Source organism: Streptomyces uncialis (genome assembly GCF_001905345.1).
Taxonomy (GTDB): domain Bacteria; phylum Actinomycetota; class Actinomycetes; order Streptomycetales; family Streptomycetaceae; genus Streptomyces; species Streptomyces uncialis.
On record NZ_LFBV01000014.1, the window covers coordinates 64,527 to 87,713 of the forward strand.

Here is a 23,187-nt window from a genome sequence, read left to right on the forward strand (position 1 = left end):
GGCGGCGGACACGATGAGTCCCGTGCCCGGCACGGGACTCATACGTCCAGCAGCACCGTGAACGGACCGTCGTTCGTCAGGGACACCCGCATCGCCGCGCCGAAGCGGCCCGTCGCCACCGTCGCGCCCAGGGCCCGCAGCCGCGCCACCACCTCGTCCACCAGCGGCTCCGCGACCTCACCGGGCGCCGCCGCGTTCCAGGTGGGCCGCCGCCCCTTGCGGGCGTCCCCGTACAGCGTGAACTGGCTGATCACCAGCAGCGGGGCGCCCATGTCCGAGCAGGACCGCTCCTCGCTCAGGACGCGCAGCGTCCACAGCTTGCGGGCCAGCCGCTCCGCCTGCTCGGGCGTGTCCCCATGGGTCACCCCCACCAGGACGCACAGTCCCTCCCCGGCGATCTCACCGACGGTCACCCCGTCGACGACGACCTCCGCCCCGTCCACCCGCTGTACCACCGCTCGCATGCGCCCCATCATGCCCTCACCCCCCGGCCGCGTGTTCCAGCGCCCATCCGGGGGCACACGCATGCCCCCGAACCCCCCATCCGGGGCCGATCGGGGGCACTCGGTCACATAGCGCCCACTCGGAGTGGCACGATGCTGGTGACGCGGCAGCCCGCGCCGGTCGAGGGGACGGTAAGGACGCATGAGCACACCGAGTACCGGGCAGCAGCAGCCTGTCCCCGTGTCACTGACCCGGACGACCCCGCGGACCAGAAGCGGGGTGAGAGGCGGCACCCGGGGCGGCGCGCGGCCCCCCGCCCAGCGGCTCGCGGGCAACCAGCTCCTCGACCGGCTGCTGCCGGACCCGGACCTGCCCGGCCTGAGCCTGCCCGAGCTGCGCGCGGTACGCCGGGACGCCCAGCGGGACGAGGCCGACCTCAGCTATGTCCGACGGCTGCTCCAGGGCCGGATCGACATCCTGCGCGCCGAACTCGCCCGGCGCCGCGCGCCCAAGGCGCCCGTGGTCGACCGGCTGTCCGAGATCCTCACCGACCAGCCCGCGCGGTACCGCTCGTCCGCCCGGCACCTCACACTGGGCACCCCCCACAACGAGGAGTACCGGCGGCTGGCCGCCGAGATGCTCGGCGAGGTCGAACTGTCCGACCTCGCCGCCCGCACCGACAAGGAGCTGCACGACGCGAAGAGCAGGCTCGTCCAGTACGAGCAGCAGGTCTCCGGGCGCCGGCAGCGGCTCCAGCGGACCGCCGACGGATGCAGCGCGGAGATCACCCGCAGGTACCGTGAGGGCGAAGCGCAAGTAGACGATCTGCTCGCCTGACGCGACGGGCCCGGCGATCCCGGGCCCTCGCGGGGCGGGCCACCGCGGAAGGCCACCCGCCCATGCCCACCAGCACCCCCGGTCCCGGTCCCCAGCCCCGTACACCGGCGGGCGGCGGCGATCCGGCGCCCCCCGTGCTCGCCGAGGTCGTGCGTTCCGGTTTCGTCGAGGGGCGGCACCGCGGGAGCCTCGTCCTGCTGGACCCGGACGGGACGCCCGAGCTGGTGCTCGGCGATGTCACCTCGCCCGTCTTCCCCCGCTCCGCGAACAAGCCGATGCAGGCCGCGGCGGTCCTGCGGGCCGGGCTCCCCCTCGCCGGGGAACGGCTCGCGCTCGCCGCCGCCAGCCACTCCGGCGAATCGTTTCACCTCTCGCTGGTCCGCCTGATGCTGGACGAGTACGGGCTCACCGCCGGGCAGCTCGGGTGCCCACCGGACCTGCCGCTGGACCCGGTGGAGGCCGAGGCGTATCTGGCGGCCGGGGGTGTCCGTGAGCGGATCACCATGAACTGCTCCGGCAAGCACACGGCGATGCTCGCGGCCTGTCTGCGCCGCGGCTGGCCCCTCGACTCCTATCTCGACCCCGCGCACCCCCTTCAGCTGCTGGTACGTGAGACGGTCGAGACGGCCGCGGGCGAGCGGGTCGCGGTGAGCGGTACGGACGGGTGCGGGGCGCCGTTGCTCGGGCTGTCCCTGACGGGGCTGGCGCGGGCGTTCCGGGCGTTCGTCGGGGCCGGCGAGGGGTCGGCGGAGCGGGCGGTGGCCGACGCGATGCGGGCGCACCCGGAGTATGTCGCCGGGACGCGGCGGGCCGACACCTGGCTGATGCGGGCGGTGCCCGGGGCGCTCGCGAAGATGGGCGCGGAGGCGGTTCAGGCCGTCGCGTTGCCCTGCGGGCGGGCGCTGGCGTTCAAGATCGAGGACGGTGGGGGGCGGGCTGTGGGGCCCGTGCTCTCGCGTGCGCTGTCGATGGCGGGCGTACGGGACGCGGTGCTCGACCTTGTCGGTTCGGCCCCCCTCATGGGCGGCCCGGTCCCGGTCGGCGAGGTACGCGCGGCGTTCTGAGGTCCGTCCGGCGGGGCGTACTTCGTTGCTGTGCGGGCCGCCTTCGCTTGCGCTTCCCAGGTCTGTCCGGCGGGACGTACTTCATTCCTGTGCCGTCGCTCGTCGTTTTCGCGCAGTTCCCCGCGCCCCTTTGGGGCGCCATCTGCTTGTTCTTCGGGTCGGTGCCGGTCGGGATTCTCCGTCCTCGATCCGACACGCTCGGTAACACGTTCAGCGACCCGACTGAAGAGCATCGGAGTCTGCGAGCAGAGATTCCCGCCCACCCCCTCCCGCAGCAGCGCGACTGCGAGAGGAAGGGGGTACCCCTTAAGGGGCGCGGGGAACTGCGCAAAAACGAGGGCCAACTCGCACCCAAAGAACGACCGCAAGAGGGCAGCACCTCAGGGGCGCGGGGAACTGCGCGAGCAACCAAGGACCACCCGCACCCGAACAGGAACCGCAAGGGGCGCAACCTCAGGGGCGCGAGGAACTGCGCACCCCCGTCCGACCCGCACGGAAACAGGTACGTCCAGCCGGACAGACCTCGGAAGCGCAAGCGAAGGCGACCCGCACGGGAACAAGTACGCCCAGCCGGACAGACCTCGGGGTGACCCGGGGCCCGGGGGAGGACACTCAGCCGAAGGTGAGTTGGATGAGCCAGAAGCTCAGGGCTGCCGCCACCGCAGCGGCCGGCATCGTGATGAACCAGCCGAGAACGATGTTCTTGGCCACCCCCCACCGCACCGCCTTGACCCGCTTCGTCGCCCCCACACCCATGATCGCGGACGTGATCACATGCGTCGTGGAGATCGGCGCGTGGAACAGGAACGCGGACCCGAACATGATCGACGCCCCCGTCGTCTCCGCCGCGAACCCCTGCGGCGGATCCAGCTCGATGATCTTCCGTCCCAGCGTCCGCATGATCCGCCACCCGCCGGCGTACGTACCGAGCGACAGCATCACCGCACAGGCGATCTTCACCCAGACCGGGATCTCGTCACCGGAGTCCTGGACATCGGCGATGACGAGGGCCATCACGACGATGCCCATCGTCTTCTGCGCGTCCTGGAGCCCGTGCCCGAGGGCCATCCCCGCCGCGGAGACGGTCTGCGCGATCCGGAAGCCCCGCTTCGTCTTGTGGGGGTTCGACTTGCGGAACATCCACAGGATCGCGCACATCACGAGGTAGCCGACGATCAGCCCGACGACCGGCGACACGAACATCGGGATGACGATCTTGTCCAGGACCCCGGACCAGATGACCTCCGTGCCCCCGGCGAGCGCCGCGCCGACCATCCCGCCGAACAGCGCGTGGGACGAGGACGAGGGCAGCCCCAGGTACCAGGTCACCAGGTTCCAGATGATCGCCCCGACCAGCGCGGCGAAGAGGATACCCATGCCCTTGCTGCCGTGCGGGGTCTCGATCAGCCCCTCGCTGACCGTCTTGGCGACCCCGCTGCCGAGGAACGCGCCGATCAGGTTCATCACCGCGGCCATCGCCAGCGCGGCCTTGGGCGTCAGCGCCCGGGTGGAGACGGAGGTGGCGATCGCGTTCGCCGAGTCGTGGAACCCGTTGGTGTACGTGAAGAGGAGCGCGACCCCGATGGTCACGACCAGTGCGAAGGTGTCCACGAAGGGTCAGGACTCCTTGACGGCGATGGTCTCCACCGTGTTCGCCACATGCTCGAACGCGTCGGCGGCCTCTTCCAGCACATCGACGATCTGCTTCAGCTTCAGCACCTCGATGGCGTCGTACTTGCCGTTGAAGAGGTGCGCGAGGAGCTTGCGGTGGATCTGGTCGGCCTGGTTCTCCAGCCGGTTGACCTCGATCCAGTACTCCGTGAGGTTCTCCATGGTGCGCAGATGCGGCATCGCCTCGGCCGTCAGATCGGCCGCCCGCGCCAGTACCTCGATCTGCTGCTCGACGCCCTTCGGCAGTTCCTCGACCTGGTAGAGGACGACGAGGTCGACGGCCTCCTCCATGAAGTCCATGATGTCGTCGAGGGAGGACGCGAGGGTGTAGATGTCCTCGCGGTCGAAGGGCGTGATGAAGGAGGAGTTCAGCTGGTGGAAGATGGCGTGTGTGGCGTCGTCCCCGGCGTGCTCGGCCGCCCGCATCCGTTCCGCGATCTCGGCCCGGCCGGACGCGTCGGCCCCGAGCAGTTCCATCAGGAGCTTCGAGCCGGTGACGATGTTGTCCGCGGACGCGGCGAACATGTCGTAGAAGCTCGTCTCCCTGGGGGTCAGACGAAAACGCACGTGGGGTCCTCGGGATGCTGTGGTTTCGGTCAGGCTGATGCTAGGCGCATCATCCAGTCACGGCTAACCGGCGTTCCACCAGTGTCGCTCATGGGGCAGCGCGTACGGCACCGGGTCCGGCCTACCATCCCGTACCCAGGAAAGTTCGGTATCATATACCCACCAGGGGTATGCATCTACGTGGATGCCCCTTATTGCGGCGACAAACGGAGGACGCGATGACGAGCACCGAGACGGACTCGACGGCGACAGGCGCGTGCTGCTCCGGTTCCGGCACGGCGGTCGAGGGGTCCACCGAAGTGATCACCGATCACGATCTCGGCATCCACGGCTACCACAAGGAGAAGAGCGAGCACCTCAAGCGGCTGCGGCGCATCGAGGGCCAGGTCCGCGGCCTTCAGCGGATGGTCGACGAGGATGTCTACTGCATCGACATCCTCACGCAGGTGTCCGCGTCCACCAAGGCGCTCCAGTCCTTCGCGCTCCAGCTGCTGGAGGAGCATCTGCGCCACTGTGTCGCCGACGCGGCCCTCAAGGGCGGCTCCGAGATCGACGAGAAGGTCGAGGAAGCCACCAAGGCCATCGCCCGCATGCTGCGCACCTGAACCGCCCGCCTCCCCCCGCGCCCGTCAAGGAGCGCGGGGAGGGGAGCGAAACGGCCGCGCGCCCTCACCGGATCACCGCACGGGCCGCGCGAGCTGCGCGCGGCCCCGGGTCATACGTAAGGCTCGCCGTCCGGCAGGACATGGACACGGAGCACCTCGTCGATGAGGTCGGGACTCAGCCGCTCCTCCCGCGACGCGCTCGCCGCGATCATCAAGTCGCCGCACAGCTCGATCTCGGCGAGGGCGACGTGGTCCTGCACGGCCGTACCACTGGACGGAGCCACCCACATCACCTCTTCCTGGCCGCCACCGACTTCCTAGAGTAGGCAGCGACTACACACCGCGCATGGCACGGACGGACCATTTCCGACCCGCCCTCCCGACTACGCCTCGTCCGCGATCCTCCCCGCGTAGATGTCCCCCTCCGCCGGCAACCGCACCTCGACCGGCACCCCGAACGCGAACAGCAGCGTCGTCGACGCGACGGCGACCGCTCCCTCACGGTGGTCGTTCACAAAGCTGAACCGGTGCCGCACCTTGCGTACCCTTCCCCGTTCGTCGAGATACACGTCGAACGGGACGGCGGTCGTGGAGAACCCTTTCGCCGCCGCCGCGAGCGCCCGCCGGGTGTCACCCGACGAGAAGCGCGCCGCGCGCGCCAGGTCCGTGGTCCCCCGGTAGTGCCGTACGGCGGTCCCCGCGACCCGGCCCGGCCCCTCGTACGTCACCGTCCGGGCGCCGCGCAGCAGTTCGGCGGCGGCCAGTGGATCGGTGGCACCGCCGGTGACGAGGTTCCCGTCGGAGACCGACGCGGTGTCGACCCGTACCCACTTGTCGGCGGGGACCCCCGCGCCCCGGTTGCGCATGTACAGCGCGCCCGGCGCGAGCAGTTCGGTGATCGGCGGCCGGCGGGTGGTGCCCGTGGGGCCCGGGGGCAGTACCAGCTTGAGCCGGCCGACGCGGCGCCCGTAGTCGTAGACGCCCTCCCCGCGGATGGTGACGCGGGTGCCGCCGGTCGCCATCTCCATCGCGGTCCGGGCCTTGGAGGTGCCCGCGCGGACGAGTTCGGCGGCGGCCCGGTGCACCGCGTCGAGCGGCTCCGGCACGGGCGGCGGCTCGGCGGCGGCGTCGTCCCCGGCACACCCGGCGGTTCCCGTCAGCAGCCCCGCCATGGCGGCGGCCACGACCAGCGTGCCGCCCGTCCGTCTGTGCTGTCGCACCACCGCCGACCCCCAAGCCTGTCGATACGAGTCAGGGCCCTGTTGTTCCCCCTAACGACCGGTACGGGCGCCCGTCACGCCCCCGGTCCGCCCCGGGCGCGCGTGGGGTGGACGGGTGGGGGCTACCGTGGAGTGGTGGCGCACGAGCTGGACCTGAGCGAAGTCCCCGACCTCGGCGTCGGGGGCCACCGCACGACCACCGCGGAGCAGGGGCGGTTCGTCGGCGCGCGGTGCGACTGCGGCTGGCGGGGACCCGCGCGGCGGGCCCGCAGCAGGGCGCGGTCCGACGCGCAGGAGCATCAGGGCGACCCCGCGGTCCGCTGATCGGTTCCGCCGGTCCCGTTGCCTCCGTCCGGTGCCCGGGGGCTTCACGGGTGAGCGTTCCGCTGTCCCGCGCGGGTTGTCCGTGGGTGTGTGTCCCCCGTGGCCCCGAGGTTTTCGCCGGTGGCGCCTCACCTCCTGTGCCGCGGGGGATACACATGGGGTACGGGCCGTGGGTCGACGGCATGCTTGGGGCGTGCCGCCCGCGGGGGCGGTCCTGGGGGAGACGGACATGGAACGTCGGGGATTCATCGGTGCGGGGCTGGGGGCCACGGTCGTGGCCGGGGTGACCGCGTGCGGGGGCGGGGGCGGGGATGGGGGCGCCGCGTCGTCGCCGTCGCGCTCACCTTCGTCCTCACCTTCGCCTTCGCCGGGCGGGACGGGGGGCGCGGGTGCCTCGGGTACGGGGCCGGGCGCGGAGCCCGGGGGCGGGTCCTCCGTCGCGCCGTCCAGGGCGGTGGCCCGTGGGTGGGGGGACCTGGCGCGGGATCTCGACGGGAGCCTCGTCCGGCCCGGGGACCAGGACTGGGGAACCGCCCGGCTGCTGTACAACACCCGCTTCGACTCGCTGCGGCCCGCCGCCGTCGCGTACACCGCCCACGCCGACGATGTCCGTACCGTGCTCGCCTACGCGCGGGCCCGCCGGGTGCCGGTGGCGATCCGCAACGGCGGCCACTCGTACGCGGGCTGGTCCTCGGGCGACGGACGGCTGATCGTCGATGTGTCACCGATGTCGGCGATCCGCGCCGACGGCGACAGCGCCGTCGTGGGGGCCGGGGCGAAACTGATCGACGTGTACCGGGCGCTGGCCGGACGGGGCGTGACCATACCCGCCGGTTCCTGTCCGACCGTGGGAATCTCCGGGCTCACCCTCGGCGGCGGCCACGGCGTGGTGTCCCGCGCGTACGGGCTGACCTGCGACCACCTCACGGGGGCCACCGTGATCACCGCCGACGGCCGGCGGCGGGTGGCGGACGCGCGGGAGAACAGCGAACTGTTCTGGGCGCTGCGCGGCGCGGGCAACGGCAACTTCGGTGTCGTCACGGAACTCCGCTTCCGGACCCGCCCCGCGCCGCGCGCGGTCACCGGGTACATGAGCTGGCCGTGGAGCCGGGCGGCAGCCGTGGTGCGTGCCTGGCAGGAGTGGGGGCCCGCCCAGCCCGACGAGATCTGGTCGGTGGTCCATCTGTCCCGCTCCCCCGGCGGCTCCCCGACGGTCACCGTGAGCTGCTTCTCGCTCGGCACGTACGGCGATCTCCAGAACGCCGTGGACCGGCTGGCGGACCGGATCGGGGCCTCCGCGAGCCGGGTCACCCTGCGGCGGCGCTCGTACGAGGAGGCGATGGAGGTGTACGCGGGCTGCGCCGGATTCGGTGACGACGACCGCTGCCGTCTGCCGGGGTCCACCCCCGGCCGTTCGCCCGAGGGGGCACTGGGCCGGGAGACGTACGCGGCGCGCTCCGACTTCTTCGACCGTCCGCTGTCCGAGGAGGGCGTGCGGGCGCTGATCGGCGGGATCGAGGGGGTGCGCGGCGGGCCGGGCACCGTCTCGCTGACCGCGCTGGGCGGGGCCGTCAACCGGGTCGCGCCGACCGCGACGGCCTTTGTGCACCGGCGGTCCCGGACCCTGGCCCAGTACACGGTGGCCTGGCCGTCCGGTACGGGAGGCGCGGCGGCCCGGGAGTGGCTCGGGCGGACGCACGGCACAATGCGGCGCCATGCCTCGGGCGCCGCCTACCAGAACTACACCGACCCGTCGCTGACCGGCTGGCGGGGCGCCTACTACGGCGCGGCGGCGGCCCGGCTGCGGGCGGTGAAACGGCGGTACGACCCGTCGGGCTTCTTCACCTTCCCGCAGTCGCTGTGAGGCGCACGCGGTCGCTCCCGGACCTCATGGGGCCGCCCCGGACTCTCAGGAGCCGCCCCGGGGGTTCAGGCCGCGAGGTCCCGTTCCTCGGGGCGGGGGTCCGGGCTGCGGTGGGACTCGCGGGAGGCGTCGGACATCGAATTCGGGCGGATCAGCCACGCGCCGTGCCGGGAGCGGCCGACGGCGCGCGTCAGCGGGGTCAGCAGCAGCGCGGCGAGCGGGGCGAGCAGCAGGGCGACGGCCGTGCCGAGGGCGAATCCGCCGATGACGTCCGTGGGGTAGTGGACGCCCATGTAGATCCGGGAGACACCCGCGAGGAACGCCATCGCGATGGCGTACAGCCCGTACTTGCGGTGGGCGATGAAGATGCCGACGGCCATCGCCATGGCGAGCGTGGAGTGGTCGCTGACGAACGAGTAGTCCGTCTTCCCCTCGATCAGGACCTCCAGGCCCTCATGGTCGAGGAAGGGTCTGGGCCGTTCCACGAAGCCGCGGATGGGGATGTTCACGATGACGGCGATGGCGGCGGCCAGCGGCACCCAGATCACGGCGGCGGCCGACTGCGCGGCCTCCTCCAGCGATCCGGCGCGGGCCCGCAGCTTCCACCACGTCCACACCCCGAGCAGCACGAGACCGAACATCAGCCCGTACTCGCCGACGTACTCCATGGTGTGGTCGAACCACGTCGGGGCGTCCTTGGCCAGGCCATTGATCTCGTAGAGCAGACTGACGTCGGGGTTCGACCCGGAGTCTTCGAGTCCAGCCATGGTGCCGCGGCCCCTTCATCGTTCAGCGTTTCCCGGGGCGCACCTGGCTGTGCGCCTCCTCACCAACCCCCGTTGGTCCATCCCGCCCGGTGGCCGGCTGCCGGTCCGTCCGTCGACGGTCGCACCGGAGGCCACGGGCGCCTTGGCGGTCTCCCGCTCCGGTCGGCCCGTGACCGGCCCTTCGGCCACGTATACGAGGAACGCACAGCCACCTGGGTTGCGTTCCGCACTCCACCGAAAGATCACTGAGACGTTACCGAAGAGAGACTCGTGGTCACAGTTCGGACCGTTGTGCCCGGGAGGCATTCCGGCCAGAAGGGGCGGGGGACCCTCCATCCTCACATGTCCGGACCGACCCCGCCGCCGCGCTGCGACGCTGGTCACGGCCGGTTTCCTCAGATCGAGGGCGGCGGCTTCGGCAGCGCTTTCGCGCCGTCCTCGGTCACTCTCGTCGCCCCGAAGTAGTCCGGCGTATCGATCTTCGTGAACCGGATCACAGCACCCGTCCGCGGCGCGTCGATCATGTACCCGCCTCCCACGTAGATGCCCACGTGCCGGATGGCCCGCGAGTTGGTGAGATCGTCCGAGAAGAACACCAGGTCACCGGGGAGCAGCTCGGCGCGCGCGGGGTGCGGTCCGGCGTTGTACTGGTCGTTGGCGACCCGCGGCAGCTCGATGTCCATCGTGCGGTACGCGGCCTGGGTCAGTCCCGAGCAGTCGAACCGGCCGCCCTGCGCGGCGGTGCCCGTACCGCCCCACAGATAGGGGGTGCCGAGCTTCGTCTGCGCGTAGTGGATCGCGCCGGCCGCCTGCCGGGAGGGCTCCACCCGGCCGACGGGCCGCGCGAAGCTCTTCTCCAGACTCGTGATGATCTTCACATAGTTCTGTGTCTCCTTGTACGGGGGCACCCCGCCGTACCGGATGACGGCGTAGGCGCCCGCGTTGTACGCGGCGAGCATGTTGTGCGTGGGATCGCCCGGCGCGTCCTTGACGTACCCCGCGAGCTTGCAGTCGTACGACGCCGCCGACGGGATCGCGTCCGCCGGGTCCCACACATCGCGGTCCCCGTCGCCGTCCCCGTCGAGGCCGTGCGCCGCCCAGGTGCCGGGGATGAACTGCGCGATCCCCTGCGCCGCCGCGTGGCTCTGCGCGCGCGGGTTCCAGCCGGACTCCTGGTAGAGCTGGGCCGCGAGCAGCGCCGGATTGATCGCGGGGCAGAGATTGCCCCACCGCTGCACCAGCGGCTGGTACGCCGCCGGAACGGCGCCCTTCGCCAGCCCGACGGCGGCGCCCCCGCCGCCTCCGCCCGCGATGTTCCCGGCGACCAGGAACGTACCGATGACCAGCAGCATCACCAGCCCGAGCGCACCACCGACGGCGGCCCCGGCGATCAGCCCAGCCTTACGCACCGTCAACCACTCCTCAGCGCCCGGGAGTCCACCGCCCGCCAGTGTAGGCCGGGGACGGCGGGGCAGCAGGAGCGCAACGGAGGGGTGCGATCCGCACCGGTGCGCCCCCTCACGCGACCGCGACGGCACATGGCACGCGCGTGCGATGGTGAACACCGGGCATGCCACACGGGCCTGGCGGGCGATCAGGGCACAACGACCGAACCGCCCCTCAGGTTTCGCAAGGTCATCATTGCCCGGCGTGACACCACGTGATACACAGAGTGACCATACGGCCCTTTGTGTGCCGCTTCGCGCCCCCCGCGTGAGCCGGTGGACAATAATTCGTACGAAACCTCCAACCAAAGACGCCAAGTCGACATACGAAGGCGGATTCGTCGGCAACAATGAGGCGTGACCTCTGCGCGCTCGCAGAGGGTCAGGAACTACCCATACAGGGGCGGTGAGTTACATGCTTATGGCAGCCGAAAAGGGCGATATCACCACCATCATCGGCGGGATCGCCCCGGACTGGGGCCCCTTCGGGAGCCTGGGCAACGAGGCTCGGGTGATGATCCAGGTGGTGATGGCGGCAGCCATCCTGCTGTGCCTCGGCATTGCGATCTGGGGTGCGGCCAAACAGCGCATCGGCGCGACCGCGCTGCGCGACACCTTCAGCGCGGAACAGGGCAAGGGCCTCATCGTCGCGGGCCTCACCGGGGTCTTCATCATCGGTTCGCTCGGCACGGTCTTCACCATCGTGTACGGCATGGCCGTCTAGGACGTGTCCCGCGGACCAGGCCGGATCAGGGAGCGGGGTCCGGCGCGGGCGATCGCGAGGCGGGGAAGGGAGGCATGGCGAGCCATGCCGACCGACGACCGCCCGGCGGACGCGCGTGCCGGGGCCCCCGGGCCCGACCCGACCCGGACCACACGCCCCGACCGCGCGCCGGCGTCCCGCCCGGGGCGCCGCACGGCCGTGTCCGGGCACCGCCCCGGTCCCCTCCACCCACCCGCCCGTCGCGCCCACCGCCGAGGTTGCGTCTCCTGATGCCGAGTCACCACACCGCGCCCACGCGGACACCAGCACGGCCACCGTCACCACCGGCACACCTGCCGCCGACCCCGCGTGGGGTTCGGGGTCCGGACCTGGGCCTGGGTGCGGGTTCGGGTCCGGATCTCGGTCCGGTTCTGGGTCCGGGTGCGGGTGCGGGTCCGGTTCGAGGTCTGGCTCCGGGTCCGGGTGCGGTTCTGAGTCCGGGTGCAGGTCCGGGTTCGGGTCCGGTTCCGAGTCCGGGTGCGGTTCTGGGCCTGGGCCAGGGCCCGGGTGCGGTTCTGGGTGCGGGTTCCGTTCCGGGTCCCTCGGCCATGGGTGCCCGGGCCGTCGGAGCCGGGGGCACCGGCTCCCCGGTCGGCAGCGGTGCGCGGGTGGCCGGTCCAGACGGAGCACGGCCAGGTGACGAGGTGCGGTACGCCGTCCTACGGGAACCCACCGGACGGTACCGCGGGGGCCGGTACGACATCGAGGGGACGTACACGCGATGAGTCCGGACGACGACGGCTACGGCGACAGCGGACGCCACGGCGGACCCGGACGCGGCGACGGCCCGCCGGACGACTACGCCACGTCCGGCTACGGCGGCAGCGGCCAGACCCGCACCCGGCTGCCCGAACGCGCCGGCGATCACCACGGCGGCGCCCGCAGATCCCGCACGTCCTCACGCGGGCTCGTCACCGTCGTCGGCATCGTCGTCCTGCTCATCGCCGCCATCGCCTTCGCCAACCGCGCCGACGAGGAGCCGGACGCCGGAGCCGGGGCCGACCGCCCCCGCGCCGACACCACCGCCGCGACCGGCACCCGGCCCGTCGACAGCGAGAACAACGGCATCGCCTCCGGATACGCCCACGACACCCAGGGCGCGCAGTCCGCCGCGGCGAACTACGCGGTGGCCCTGGGCTCGGCGGAGATGTTCGACAAGGGACGCCGGGACCAGATCCTGCGCGCCATCATCGTCCCGTCGAAGGTGGCCGGCTTCGCGACCGCCCTGGACAAGTCGTACTCCCCCGGGTTCTACAAGGCCGTCGGCCTCAACGACGACGGCAGCACACCCCAGGGCTTCACCTTCGTCTCCCGCACCAGCCCGATCGGTACCAAGGCGACCACCGTCGACGCCGAACGCGCCACCGTGGAGGTGTGGTGCGGCGGACTCGTCGGCCTCGCCGGTGAGAACTCCACCAACCCGGTCACCCACACCTGGTTCACCCTCACCGTGAACCTGGAGTGGACCGACGGCGACTGGAAGATCGTGGCCCACTCCCAGAAGGAGGGCCCGGCGCCTGTCCCCGGCGACAATCAGGCGTCCAGCGCCGACGACATCGCGAAGGCAGTCGAGGGGTACGGAGGGTTCACCTATGCGCGGTAGCCGTTCACCTGTGCCGGACGGCACCCCGTCCGGCACGCAAGCGCGCCCCGGCCGCCGGACCCCCGGCAGACAGCCGGACACCATGCCCTCCCGCCGCCGCCCGCTGCGGCTCGCCGCCACGCTCACGGCCGCGCCCGTCGCCGTCCTGCTGCTGGCCACCCGCGCGACCGCCGCGCCCACACCCACCCCGACACCGTCCCCGTCGGCCAGTGACAACAACTGCGACCTCATCCAGGGACCCGCACGGGAGTACTGCGAGGAAGGCGGCAGGTCCGGCGGCCGCAGCGGCGGGGACTCCCCCGCCGACTCCCTCACCGGCACCCTCGACCCCCTCACCTCCCTGGCCAAGGGCTGCGCCGACGCCGCCGCCTGGACCGTCGGGAAGCTCTCCGAAGCCGTCAAGGAGACCGCCGAGGTCGACTTCACCAACCCGACCTTCCTCCAGCAGTACGCCGTCGTCTTCGCGGCGTCCACCGTCCTCACCCTGCTCCTGTGGCTGCTGGCCGTGGCCAAGCGGGCCGTCCGCGGCGTACCGCTCAGCACCGCCCTCACCGAGGCCGTCGGGTTCCTGTGGCTGACCGTCATCGCGTCCGCCTTCACCCCGCTGATCCTCTACACCGTCGTCTCCGCGACCGACGGCGTCACCGATGTCCTCGCCCGCTCCACCGGCGGCCAGACCGATGTGTTCTTCGGTTCGTTCTCCGAAGCCCTCACCAAGGGCGACGACATCGGCGGCGGCCCCATCATGCTGATCGTCGTCTCCCTCGTCTCCGTCCTCGCGGCCGGCGTCCTCTGGCTCGAACTCGTGATCCGCGCCGCCCTCCTGTACGTCGGGGCGCTGCTCGGGACGGTCGTCTACGCCGGACTCGTCGACAAGAACCTGTGGGGCCATGTCCGCCGCTGGGCCGGCATCATGATCGCGGTCATCCTGGTGAAACCCGTCATCGTGATCGTCCTCGGCCTCGCCGGTGCCCTCAGCGGCTCCGACGAGGGCCCCGACGCGTTCTCCGCCGTCGTCTCCGGTCTCGCGATCATCCTGCTCGCCATCTTCGCCAGCGCCATGATCTACCGCTTCGTGCCCGGCTTCGGCGACGAGATCGCGAACTCCCGCAACAACCGCCTCCAGCAGGGCGCCGAGAGCCGTGCCGCCGCCGTCATCAGCTCCCCGGCCGCACTCGTCTCCCAGGGCATCAAGACCCACAGCGCCCGCGCCGACAACACCGGCGGCTCCGCACCACGCCCGAGCAACCCGGCGAGCGGCGGGGTCGCCGCCCACGGCAACCGCGGCGGCGGCGGACAGGGAGGCGGCGGGGGCGCCGCACCCGCCCCCCGCACCAGCCCCATGAACTCCCCGCACGCAAGCGCCAACCGCACGAACAACCGCACGGGAGGTGAAGGGCGTTGACGACCGAATCGCTGTCCCACGCGTCCCACCCGGTCTCACCCCGCCGCACCTATCTCATCGGCCGGGCCCGGCCCAACGCCGTCGTCGGCCGCAACCGGGAGACCGGCGAGATCGCCCTGATCATCGGCGGCGCCTTCGTCGGCATGATGTGCGGACTCCTCGTCCCCGTGCTGTCCCTGCGGATCGTGCTCCTCGTCGGCTTCCCCATGCTCGCGTTCGCCGCCGTCTACGTCCCCTACAAACGGCGCACGTTCTACAAGTGGTTCGAGATCAACCGCAGCTACAAGCGCCGCGTCAAGCAGGGCACCACGTACCGCTCCGAAGCACCCGAAGCGGGACTGAACCTCGACGGACGCGAGGTCGAGGTCGGCCCCCCGCCCGGCATCGGCCGTATCACCTGGCTGTCCGCGCCCTTCGGCCCCGACGAGCTCGCCGTCCTCCTGCACGCCGACCGCAAGACCATCACCGCCGCCATCGAGATCGAGGGACCCGGCGTAGGGCTGCGCGACTCCGAGGACCAGGAAGCCCTCGTCGACCGCTTCGGCACCCTGCTCAAGCATGTCGCCAACGGCGACGGCTTCGTCACCCGCATCCAGATGCTCGCCCGCACCCTGCCCGCCGACCCCGACGCCCATGCCAAGGACGTCGCCCAGCGCGGCGACCACCAGGCGCCGCCATGGCTCCAGGAGTCCTACGAACAACTCCAGTCCATGGTGTCCACCAGCAGCGAGCAGCACCGCGCGTACCTCGTCGCCTGTATGCACCACAGCCGGGAACTCGCCGCCGAAGCCAGCACCATGGCCCGCGCTACCCGCGCCCAGACCGGCCGCAAGCTCGACCGCGACGCCGGACTCGCCATCGTCATGGCCCGCGAACTCACCGACATCTGCTCCCGCCTCCAGGAAGCCGACATCCGGCTGCGCCAGCCGCTCGGCCAGAGCCGCCTCGCGTCCCTCGTGCACTCCATGTACGACCCGGACCACCCCATCGACCACATCCAGGCCATGACCAAGCGCAACGCCTGGCCCGCCGAGCTCGACGCCATGGAGCCCACGTACCTCCAGGCCAAGACCCGTGAGTCCAGCACCCGCGCCCCCTGGTGCCACGCCACCGCCTGGGTCAAGGAGTGGCCGATGACGCCCGTCGGCGTCAACTTCCTCGCCCCGCTGCTCGTCCACACCCCGGACGTCATCCGCACCGTCGCCGTGACCATGGACCTCGAACCCACCGAGATCGCCATCGAGCGGATGCTCACCGAGAAGACCAACGACGAGGCCGACGCCAGCCGCGCCGCGAAGATGAACCGCACGGTCGACCCCCGGGACATCGCCGCGCACTCCCGGCTCGACCAGCGCGGCGAGGACCTCGCGTCCGGTGCCGCCGGGGTCAACCTCGTCGGCTACATCACCGTGTCCGCCCGCTCCCCCGAGGCCCTCGCCCGCGACAAACGCACCATCCGCGCCTCGGCGGGCAAGTCGTACCTCAAGCTGGAATGGTGCGACCGGGAACACCACCGGGCATTCGTCAACACGCTGCCGTTCGCCACCGGCATCCGCAAATAACCCGCCCCCGACCAGGTGACGACGGCACACAGGAACGACCAGGCGATGCGGACGGACCAGGTCCATGACGCGCACCAGGCCCCCACGGACAGAACCAGGCCACGCACAGATGAACCAGGTCCCAGAACACCCGAACCAGGCCGGTGAACGTGAACCAGATCCACCGAGGACGATCGATGTGCGGGGACACGGAGATGCGCGTGGACGGGAGCTGATGAACTGATGCGGGACCCGCTGTCCATCCTTACGGACGCCTTCACGGCGTTCCTCTTCGGGAAGGTGGAGACGACCCGGCTGCCCGTGCGCACCTCCACGGGCCAGGCCCAGGCCGTCTACCTGCCGACCGCCGCCCCCGGCCTCGGCGACTCCGGCGTGATCATCGGCCGCGAGGTCTACTCCGGCAAGGGCTACATCTACGACCCCTTCCAGCTGTACGGGCAGCAGCTCCCGGCGCCCCACTGGCTGGTGCTCGGCGAGTCCGGCAACGGCAAGTCCGCGCTGGAGAAGACCTACGTCCTGCGCCAGCTCCGGTTCCGCGACCGTCAGGTCGTCGTCCTGGACGCCCAGGGCGAGGACGGCGCCGGCGAATGGAACCTCATCGCGCAGGAGCTGGGCATAACCCCCATCCGGCTCGACCCGACCGCCGCCCTCGACATGGGCATCCGGCTCAACCCGCTCGACCCCGCGATCACCACCACAGGCCAGCTCGCCCTGCTGCGGACCATCATCGAGGTCGCGATGGGCCACGGCCTGGACGAGCGCTCCGGCTTCGCGCTGAAGGTCGCCCACGCCTTCGTCAACGAGACCATCGTGACGCGTCAGCCCGTCCTCACCGACATCGTCGAACAGCTCCGCCACCCCGAACCCGAGTCCGCGCAGGCCATGAACGTCGCCATAGACGACGTCCGCGCGTGGGGCCTCGATGTCGCCCTGGTGCTGGACCGCCTGGTCGACGGTGACCTGCGCGGCATGTTCGACGGCCCCACCACGGTCGGCATCGACCTGGACGCCCCGCTCATCGTGTTCGACCTGTCCCATATCGACCGCAACTCGATCGCCATGCCCATCCTCATGGCCATCGTCGGCGTCTGGCTCGAACACACCTGGATCCGCCCCGATCGCAAGAAGCGCATCTTCCTGGTCGAAGAGGCCTGGCACATCATCAACAGCCCCTTCGTCGCCCAGCTCTTCCAGCGTCTCCTCAAGTTCGGCCGCCGCCTCGGACTGTCCTTCGTCGCGGTCGTCCACCACCTCTCCGACGTGGTTGACGGCGCCGCCGCGAAGGAGGCCGCCGCGATCCTCAAGATGGCCTCCACCCGCACCGTCTACGCGCAGAAGGCCGACGAGGCCCGCGCCACCGGCCGGGTCCTCGGCCTGCCCCGCTGGGCCGTCGAGATCATCCCTACCCTCACCCCCGGTATCGCCGTCTGGGACGTCAACGGCAACGTCCAGGTCGTCAAACACCTGATCACCGAGGCCGAACGCCCTCTCGTCTTCACCGACCGCGCGATGACCGAGTCCTCCGCCACCCGCGACGAGGCCCTGCACGCGGCGGAACTGGAGGCGGAGGAACGCGCGGCGGCCTTCGTCGAACAACAGATCGGCGAATCCTCGGAATCGACGGTCGCCTGATGCCCCGGAGCGACGGCGTCGGCGACCGGGACCGGGACGACGGTGACCGCGCTCTGACGGACGGAGGCGCGATGCGGGGACGGACGGAGAGGTGACATGCCGGGACAGGACCGTGGGGGGTACACGGCGGAGTACGACAGCGACCCGCCCCGGGGCGGTGGCGGCGGACCCCGCCGCAACGAACGCGGGGTGCCCGACTCCCTGCTCGTCGGCGGCCTCGCCTTCCTCCTCGGTACGACCCTCCTCGTCTGGTCCTCCACGAGTCTGGCGGCCCGATTCGCCCACGGCTCCTGGCCGGGCGGCGTCACCTTCGACCACACCCCGGCCGCCCTGCGCCATCTGATCACCAACCCCGGTGACCTCACCGGCGCCTGGTCCGCCACCCCCGCCAACCATCTCTCCGGCCCCGGCCTCTTCTGGACGCTCTTCCTCACCCAGCTGACCCTGCTGATCGTCCTCGGCGTCTACGTCACACGGCTCGCCACCTTCCTCACCACCGGCCGCACCCGAGCCCAACGCGCCCAGGACCGAGCCAGAGCCCGCAAGGCCGACCACCCGTACCCCCACCACGCCGAGAACCGGTACGACGCCCACGAAGACCGGGGACGGTACGGGGACGACCGGTACGGCGACCCCGGACGGGACGGGGCCCTCCACCACGCCGACGAACGGCCCGTGGATGAAGGGCCCGAACGGAAGCAGCTCCACCCGAACCGGTACGAGGCACTGGCAGCAACACCCCAGGAAGCCCCCCTCACCCCGAGCACCACCCACCCGTCCCCCAGCACCGCACCAGCCCTGCCCGCGCCCTCCGTCACAGCAACCCCCGCCCACCCGGGACCCGCCGCCCCCGCACCCGCGACCCCGACCGCAACCGCAGCCGGCACCGCACCGGCTCAGGCCGCAGCCCCGCTCCCCGTACCACATCCCGTCCCGCCCTCCCCCAGTCCGTTGTTCCTCGGCCCCCCGGACGCCCGGCAGCCGCTCGCGGTGCAGGCCGTACGCGACGCGGAGGGACCCGCTCTCGTCATCACCTCCGACCCCGCGATCTGGGCGGAGACCAAGGACGCCCGCGCCAAGCTCGGCCCTGTGCTCCTCTACGACCCTCTCCACCTCTGCGACACCCCGGCCCGCCTCCATTGGTCACCGAGCAGGGGCTGTGAGGACCGGGACACGGCGGCCCTGCGGGCGAAGGCACTGCTCGCCCCGATAAGGCCCAGCGCGAAGCTCGACACGGCGGTCGCCGACACCGCCGAGACCCTGCTGCGCTGCTTCCTGCACGCCGCGGCCGTGGACGGACGCCAGTTCCGCCACGTCCACCGCTGGGCACAGGGCAGTCAGGTGCAGGAGGCGGTACGGGCGCTGCGGACCAACCCCGCAGCCGCGTCCGGAAGCGCGGGCGAGCTGGAGGCCGCCCTCACCGCCTATCCCGAACGCCGCGACATCGCACAGGAACTGACGGCACGTGCGCTGTCGGCCCTTTTCACCGTGAACGTCCGCGAGGCGTGCACACCGAACCGAACTGATGCGCTCACCCTGGATTCCTTCGTGGCCGAAGGGGGCACGCTCTATCTGGTGGGAGAGGCGATCGAAGATCCCAAGTCCCGCCCCGGAGCCATGCCTTTGCTCACGGCTCTGGCCTCAAGCGTGGTCGAGCACGGCCGGCGCATGGCCGAACGGTCATCCTCCGGTCGGCTCGACCCACCATTCGCCCTCGTCCTCGACGATGTGGCGGCGGTCGCCCCGATCCCCCAGCTCCCCGCACTGCTCGCCAGCGGCGCCGACCGGGGGATGCCGACCCTCGCATTGCTCCGCTCACGTGAACAGGCCCGCGCCCGCTGGCCGCACGACGAGATCCCCATCCCCGCCTGACCGCCCCCACCCTCCAGTACCGCCACCGGCACCGACTCCAAGCCCCGGCCCAAGGCCCGGTGCTGGTCCCCGTCCCGCTCCCGCTCCCGGCCAGGCACGAGCATCCGTACCCTCACCGCCGTCATCGTCCGCATCGACATCCCTTCCACACGTCCTTCCCGACCTGTCCCACCAGCGCCCACCGCGCAGCCGGTCAGCCGGGCACCGGGGTACCGGACAGCCGCAGGTGCGGTGGAGCACGAAGGCGGGGCGCCCTCGCAGGGACAGAGGACCATGACGGAGAGTCACCGCGCATCGGACTGGCGTAGCATCTCCATCTCGTACTCCAGTAGTGCGGGGTTCAGGGCGAACGGCAGGGTCAGCCCGGTGCGGACGAAACCGGCCCGCCGGTAGAAGCCCTCGGCCCTGGGGTTGGCACCGTTGACGATCAGCCGTACCCGCTCGACGCCCGGCTGCGACCAGGCCCAGTCGAGAGCGGCGGCGAACAACGCGTCGGTCAGCCCGCTGCCCCGGCGCTCCGGCCGTACGTAGACGCCGTAGAGGTGCGCCTGGAGCCGGTCGACGGGCAGCCCGACGACCTCGTCCACGGTGCCCGGACGCTCCAGGACGGCACCCACCGACCCGGCGAACACCGTGTCAGGCCCCACCGCCACGAACTGGCACTGCCCGTCGCCGGACGCCACCAGCGCGGTCCGCTCCCGCCACCAGGTCTCCGACCGCTCCACCGCCTTCTCATAGGTCTCCAGGAACGCGACCGATGCCAGGGGGTCGCTCAGGGCCGCCAGCCGCAGCTCCCGGGCCGGCGCCCACTCCTCTGCGCGGATCGCGCGAACGTCGTATTCCATACCCGGATGATCCGTGCCGACGTCCGTCGGCCGCAAGAAAATCCGAGACGCGGGTAGTACCGGGGTATGAGCGGAGATCTGCCGCATCGGGACCTGGGTCCGATGTGGCGAGTGCCCGCGGCGTAGGACGATGACCGGGTAAGCGGGACTTCGGCCGGGGGAGCTGGGTGAACTGAAGGGAGCGGACGGGCTGAGGAGCCTGGGGCGCAGGCTGCTCCTTCTGAGGGGAGGACGGGGCCCGGCCTCCTGCGCGCGGGACTTCGTCCCGTTCCCCCAGCGTGTCCAGCAGGCTGTCCGCGCCGCCGATCAGCGGCGCCCCCGCGTCTGGGACGCGCTGCTCACGAGTTTCTGGCTCATCGCGGTCCTGATCGACTTGAACGACGGCGGCTGGCGGATGGTCGCGATCAACAAGAACGTGCCCGGCTGGCTCCTGCTGCTGATCACGGTGTCCTTCACGGTGCCGCTGTACTGGCGTCGCAGCCACCCGTTCACCGTCATGGTGGCCACCGCTGTCCCCGCCTTCGCGAACTCGCTGTCCGGAGCGGTGCTCCAGGCGGAGACCCTCCAGCTCATCGTCGTCTACAACATCGCGTACCGGCTGCCGTTCCGGAGCTTCTGGTGGGTGGGGGCCCTGATCGCGGCTCCGCAGACGGCAGGTGCGATGCGCTTCCCCGATTCGGCCTGGTGGGACCGGGGAGCGCAGTTCCTGTGGGCCACGCTGTTCGTCGCGCTCATGGGCGTGGTGGTCCGCAGCCGCCGTGACTACACCAGAGCACTGGTGGAACGCGCCCGTCAGCTGGAGACCGAACGGGACCAGCAGACCCGTCTCGCCGCCGCCGCGGAACGCGCCCGCATCGCGCGGGAGATGCACGACATCATCGGCCACAACCTGTCGGTCATCACCGGTCTCGCCGACGGTGGCGCGTACGCGTCGAGGAAATCGCCGGAACGTGCCGGGCAAGCGCTGGAGGGGATAGCGACGACGAGCCGTCAGGCCCTCGGCGAGCTCCGGCGTCTGCTGGACGTCCTGCGCGAGGAAGCGCCGGGTGCGCGGGAGCCCGACCTGTCACCCCAGCCGGCTCTCGTGGACCTCGACGGGCTGGTGGAGCGGGTACGTGCCGCCGGTCTTCCCGTCCATACGACGGTGCACGGCACTCCGGACGCCGTACCTCCCGGGCTCCAGCTCACGGTGTACCGGCTGCTCCAGGAGGCGCTCACGAACACGATGAAACACGCCGGGCCGGGCGCCACCGCGGAGATCCAGGTCCGGTACGAACCGGACGAGGTCCGTCTGGCGGTGACGGACAGGGGCGGCCGGCCGGACAGTTCCGCGGAGCCCCCGCATCCGCTGCCCGTGGACGGCGACGAGCCACGCGCTGACGCGGGGCGCGGGCTCACCGGTATGCGTGAGCGCACGGCCTTGTACAGCGGCACACTTGACGCGGGTCCGCTCACCGACGGCCGGGGCCGGCCGGTCGGCTGGCGGGTCCATGCCCTTCTTCCCCTCCCCGAGGAATCCACAACGTGACCACCGTTCTCATCGCCGACGACCAGCACCTGCAGCGGCTCGGCTTCCGCATGCTCCTGGAGAGTCAGGACGACCTGACGGTCGTGGGCGAGGCGACGAACGGCATGGAGGCCGTCCGTCTGACCGCGCGGCTCCGCCCCGATGTGGTCCTGATGGACATCAGGATGCCGGGCCAGGACGGCATCGAGGCCACCCGCCAGATCGTCGCTACGGGTGACCGCACCCGGGTCCTCATCCTGACCACGTTCGACCTGGACGAGTACGCGTACGCGGGTCTGCGGGCCGGCGCGAGCGGGTTCCTCGTCAAGGACGCCCTTCCCGAGGAACTGCTGTCCGGTATACGCGCGGTGGCGACGGGCGACGCGGTGGTCGCCCCGAGCCTGACCCGTCGTCTCCTCGACGCGTACGTCAAGCATCTCCCCGTCGACGGGTCACAGGGCGGTGCCCCGGTCATGGACGAACGGATCGCCGCCCTCACCGAAAGGGAGCGCGAGATCCTCACGGTCATCGGTCAGGGCTGGACGAATCCGGAGATCGCGGCACGTCTCCATCTCGCGGAGTCGACCGTGAAGTCCCATGTGGGTCGCATCCTCGCGAAGACCGGCGCCCGGGACCGCGTCCAGGCGGTGATCCTCGCCTACGACGCACGCCTCGTGGAACCGACGTGACGTCATGACACCGCCCCTGCGGATTCCCGTCCCTCCAGTAAGGGAAAAGGCCGGGAACGCAAAGAAGGCCGTGGTCTTCAAGAGAAACAAAGTTCTCTTGAAGACCACAGCCTTCATATAAAGTTAGTTCGGCGGTGTCCTACTCTCCCACAGGGTCCCCCCTGCAGTACCATCGGCGCTGTAAGGCTTAGCTTCCGGGTTCGGAATGTAACCGGGCGTTTCCCTCACGCTATGACCACCGAAACACTACGAAACACACCCCGCACACCCCCGCCGGCCCACACAACCCAATATTTGGGTCGGGGCAGGGGGGTGTTGGTTGTTCGTGGTTTCAGAACCAACACAGTGGACGCGAGCAACTGAGGACAAGCCCTCGGCCTATTAGTACCAGTCAACTCCACCGGTCACCCGGCTTCCATATCTGGCCTATCAACCCAGTCGTCTACTGGGAGCCTTACCCCATCAAGTGGGTGGGAGTCCTCATCTCGAAGCAGGCTTCCC

The 23,187-nt window shown here is 71.1% G+C and carries 21 protein-coding genes and 2 rRNA genes; 13 read left to right on the top strand and 10 right to left on the bottom strand.

Annotation, left to right across the window (positions count from 1 at the left end):
* Nucleotides 1–38: 38 nt before the first annotated feature.
* A complete protein-coding gene (gene dtd, locus AB852_RS37320; protein WP_073796093.1) occupies nt 39–464 on the bottom strand; it encodes a D-aminoacyl-tRNA deacylase in 426 nt (141 codons plus the stop codon).
* A gap of 181 nt (nt 465–645) precedes the next feature.
* Here dtd and AB852_RS37325 point away from each other — a divergent pair, with 181 nt between their 5' ends.
* The gene (locus AB852_RS37325; protein ID WP_073796095.1) at nt 646–1,281 is read left to right on the top strand and encodes an RsiG family protein; all 636 of its coding nucleotides are present in this window, start codon (nt 646–648) and stop codon (nt 1,279–1,281) included.
* Nucleotides 1,282–1,343: 62 nt separating this feature from the next.
* Complete coding sequence (locus tag AB852_RS37330) at nt 1,344–2,345, top strand: asparaginase (RefSeq protein WP_073796097.1); 1,002 nt, start codon at nt 1,344–1,346, stop codon at nt 2,343–2,345.
* A 612-nt stretch (nt 2,346–2,957) separates the two neighbouring features.
* On the opposite strand, the gene AB852_RS37335 is transcribed toward AB852_RS37330, so the two are convergent.
* Nucleotides 2,958–3,956: an inorganic phosphate transporter gene (locus AB852_RS37335; protein ID WP_073796099.1), complete on the bottom strand. Its 999-nt coding sequence runs from the start codon at nt 3,954–3,956 to the stop codon at nt 2,958–2,960.
* Between the two features lie 6 nt (nt 3,957–3,962).
* A complete protein-coding gene (locus tag AB852_RS37340; protein ID WP_073796101.1) occupies nt 3,963–4,583 on the bottom strand; it encodes a DUF47 domain-containing protein in 621 nt (206 codons plus the stop codon).
* Between the two features lie 218 nt (nt 4,584–4,801).
* Here AB852_RS37340 and AB852_RS37345 point away from each other — a divergent pair, with 218 nt between their 5' ends.
* Nucleotides 4,802–5,188, top strand: coding sequence for a metal-sensitive transcriptional regulator (locus AB852_RS37345; RefSeq protein ID WP_073796103.1), 387 nt, complete (start codon nt 4,802–4,804; stop codon nt 5,186–5,188).
* Nucleotides 5,189–5,298: 110 nt separating this feature from the next.
* Here the strand turns inward: AB852_RS37345 and AB852_RS37350 are convergent, their stop codons facing one another.
* Complete coding sequence (locus tag AB852_RS37350) at nt 5,299–5,478, bottom strand: hypothetical protein (RefSeq protein ID WP_073796105.1); 180 nt, start codon at nt 5,476–5,478, stop codon at nt 5,299–5,301.
* A gap of 93 nt (nt 5,479–5,571) precedes the next feature.
* Nucleotides 5,572–6,411, bottom strand: a complete 840-nt coding sequence (locus tag AB852_RS37355; protein ID WP_483883369.1) for an SCO4651 family lipoprotein — start codon at nt 6,409–6,411, stop codon at nt 5,572–5,574.
* Between the two features lie 132 nt (nt 6,412–6,543).
* Here AB852_RS37355 and AB852_RS37360 point away from each other — a divergent pair, with 132 nt between their 5' ends.
* Nucleotides 6,544–6,732 (top strand): hypothetical protein, encoded by a 189-nt coding sequence (locus AB852_RS37360; RefSeq protein ID WP_099282791.1) that lies wholly within the window; start codon nt 6,544–6,546, stop codon nt 6,730–6,732.
* Nucleotides 6,733–6,961: 229 nt separating this feature from the next.
* Nucleotides 6,962–8,596, top strand: a complete 1,635-nt coding sequence (locus AB852_RS37365) for an FAD-binding oxidoreductase (protein ID WP_073796109.1) — start codon at nt 6,962–6,964, stop codon at nt 8,594–8,596.
* Between the two features lie 65 nt (nt 8,597–8,661).
* On the opposite strand, the gene AB852_RS37370 is transcribed toward AB852_RS37365, so the two are convergent.
* The gene (locus AB852_RS37370; protein WP_073796111.1) at nt 8,662–9,363 is read right to left on the bottom strand and encodes a phosphatase PAP2 family protein; all 702 of its coding nucleotides are present in this window, start codon (nt 9,361–9,363) and stop codon (nt 8,662–8,664) included.
* Nucleotides 9,364–9,758: 395 nt separating this feature from the next.
* Complete coding sequence (locus tag AB852_RS37375; RefSeq protein ID WP_073796113.1) at nt 9,759–10,772, bottom strand: C40 family peptidase; 1,014 nt, start codon at nt 10,770–10,772, stop codon at nt 9,759–9,761.
* 451 nt (nt 10,773–11,223) lie between these two features.
* Between AB852_RS37375 and AB852_RS37380 the strand changes: the two genes are divergently transcribed.
* The 6 genes from AB852_RS37380 (at nt 11,224) to AB852_RS37405 (ending at nt 19,645) form a co-directional block, all read left to right on the top strand.
* A complete protein-coding gene (locus AB852_RS37380; protein ID WP_073796155.1) occupies nt 11,224–11,532 on the top strand; it encodes a hypothetical protein in 309 nt (102 codons plus the stop codon).
* Between the two features lie 760 nt (nt 11,533–12,292).
* On the top strand, nt 12,293–13,174 hold the full coding sequence (locus AB852_RS37385) for a DUF8175 domain-containg protein (RefSeq protein ID WP_073796115.1): 882 nt from the start codon (nt 12,293–12,295) through the stop codon (nt 13,172–13,174).
* 82 nt (nt 13,175–13,256) lie between these two features.
* Nucleotides 13,257–14,579: a hypothetical protein gene (locus tag AB852_RS37390; RefSeq protein WP_073796157.1), complete on the top strand. Its 1,323-nt coding sequence runs from the start codon at nt 13,257–13,259 to the stop codon at nt 14,577–14,579.
* Nucleotides 14,576–16,141 carry an SCO6880 family protein gene (locus tag AB852_RS37395; protein WP_073796117.1) on the top strand — a complete coding sequence of 522 codons (1,566 nt, stop codon included), beginning with the start codon at nt 14,576–14,578 and terminating at the stop codon, nt 16,139–16,141. Before AB852_RS37390 ends, AB852_RS37395 begins: the two co-directional genes overlap by 4 nt.
* 222 nt (nt 16,142–16,363) lie before the next feature.
* Nucleotides 16,364–17,773: an ATP-binding protein gene (locus AB852_RS37400; protein ID WP_073796121.1), complete on the top strand. Its 1,410-nt coding sequence runs from the start codon at nt 16,364–16,366 to the stop codon at nt 17,771–17,773.
* Between the two features lie 96 nt (nt 17,774–17,869).
* On the top strand, nt 17,870–19,645 hold the full coding sequence (locus tag AB852_RS37405; RefSeq protein ID WP_245877075.1) for a type IV secretory system conjugative DNA transfer family protein: 1,776 nt from the start codon (nt 17,870–17,872) through the stop codon (nt 19,643–19,645).
* 284 nt (nt 19,646–19,929) lie between these two features.
* Here the strand turns inward: AB852_RS37405 and AB852_RS37410 are convergent, their stop codons facing one another.
* On the bottom strand, nt 19,930–20,490 hold the full coding sequence (locus AB852_RS37410; RefSeq protein WP_073796123.1) for a GNAT family N-acetyltransferase: 561 nt from the start codon (nt 20,488–20,490) through the stop codon (nt 19,930–19,932).
* A 220-nt stretch (nt 20,491–20,710) separates the two neighbouring features.
* Here AB852_RS37410 and AB852_RS37415 point away from each other — a divergent pair, with 220 nt between their 5' ends.
* Entirely contained in the window at nt 20,711–22,018 is a 1,308-nt protein-coding gene (locus AB852_RS37415) for a sensor histidine kinase (protein WP_073796126.1), read from the top strand.
* Nucleotides 22,015–22,686: a response regulator gene (locus AB852_RS37420; RefSeq protein WP_073796128.1), complete on the top strand. Its 672-nt coding sequence runs from the start codon at nt 22,015–22,017 to the stop codon at nt 22,684–22,686. The genes AB852_RS37415 and AB852_RS37420 overlap by 4 nt, the downstream gene beginning before the upstream one ends.
* A gap of 126 nt (nt 22,687–22,812) precedes the next feature.
* On the opposite strand, the gene rrf is transcribed toward AB852_RS37420, so the two are convergent.
* Nucleotides 22,813–22,929 (bottom strand): 5S ribosomal RNA (gene rrf, locus AB852_RS37425).
* Between the two features lie 118 nt (nt 22,930–23,047).
* Nucleotides 23,048–23,187 (bottom strand): 23S ribosomal RNA (locus AB852_RS37430); the annotation flags it as partial.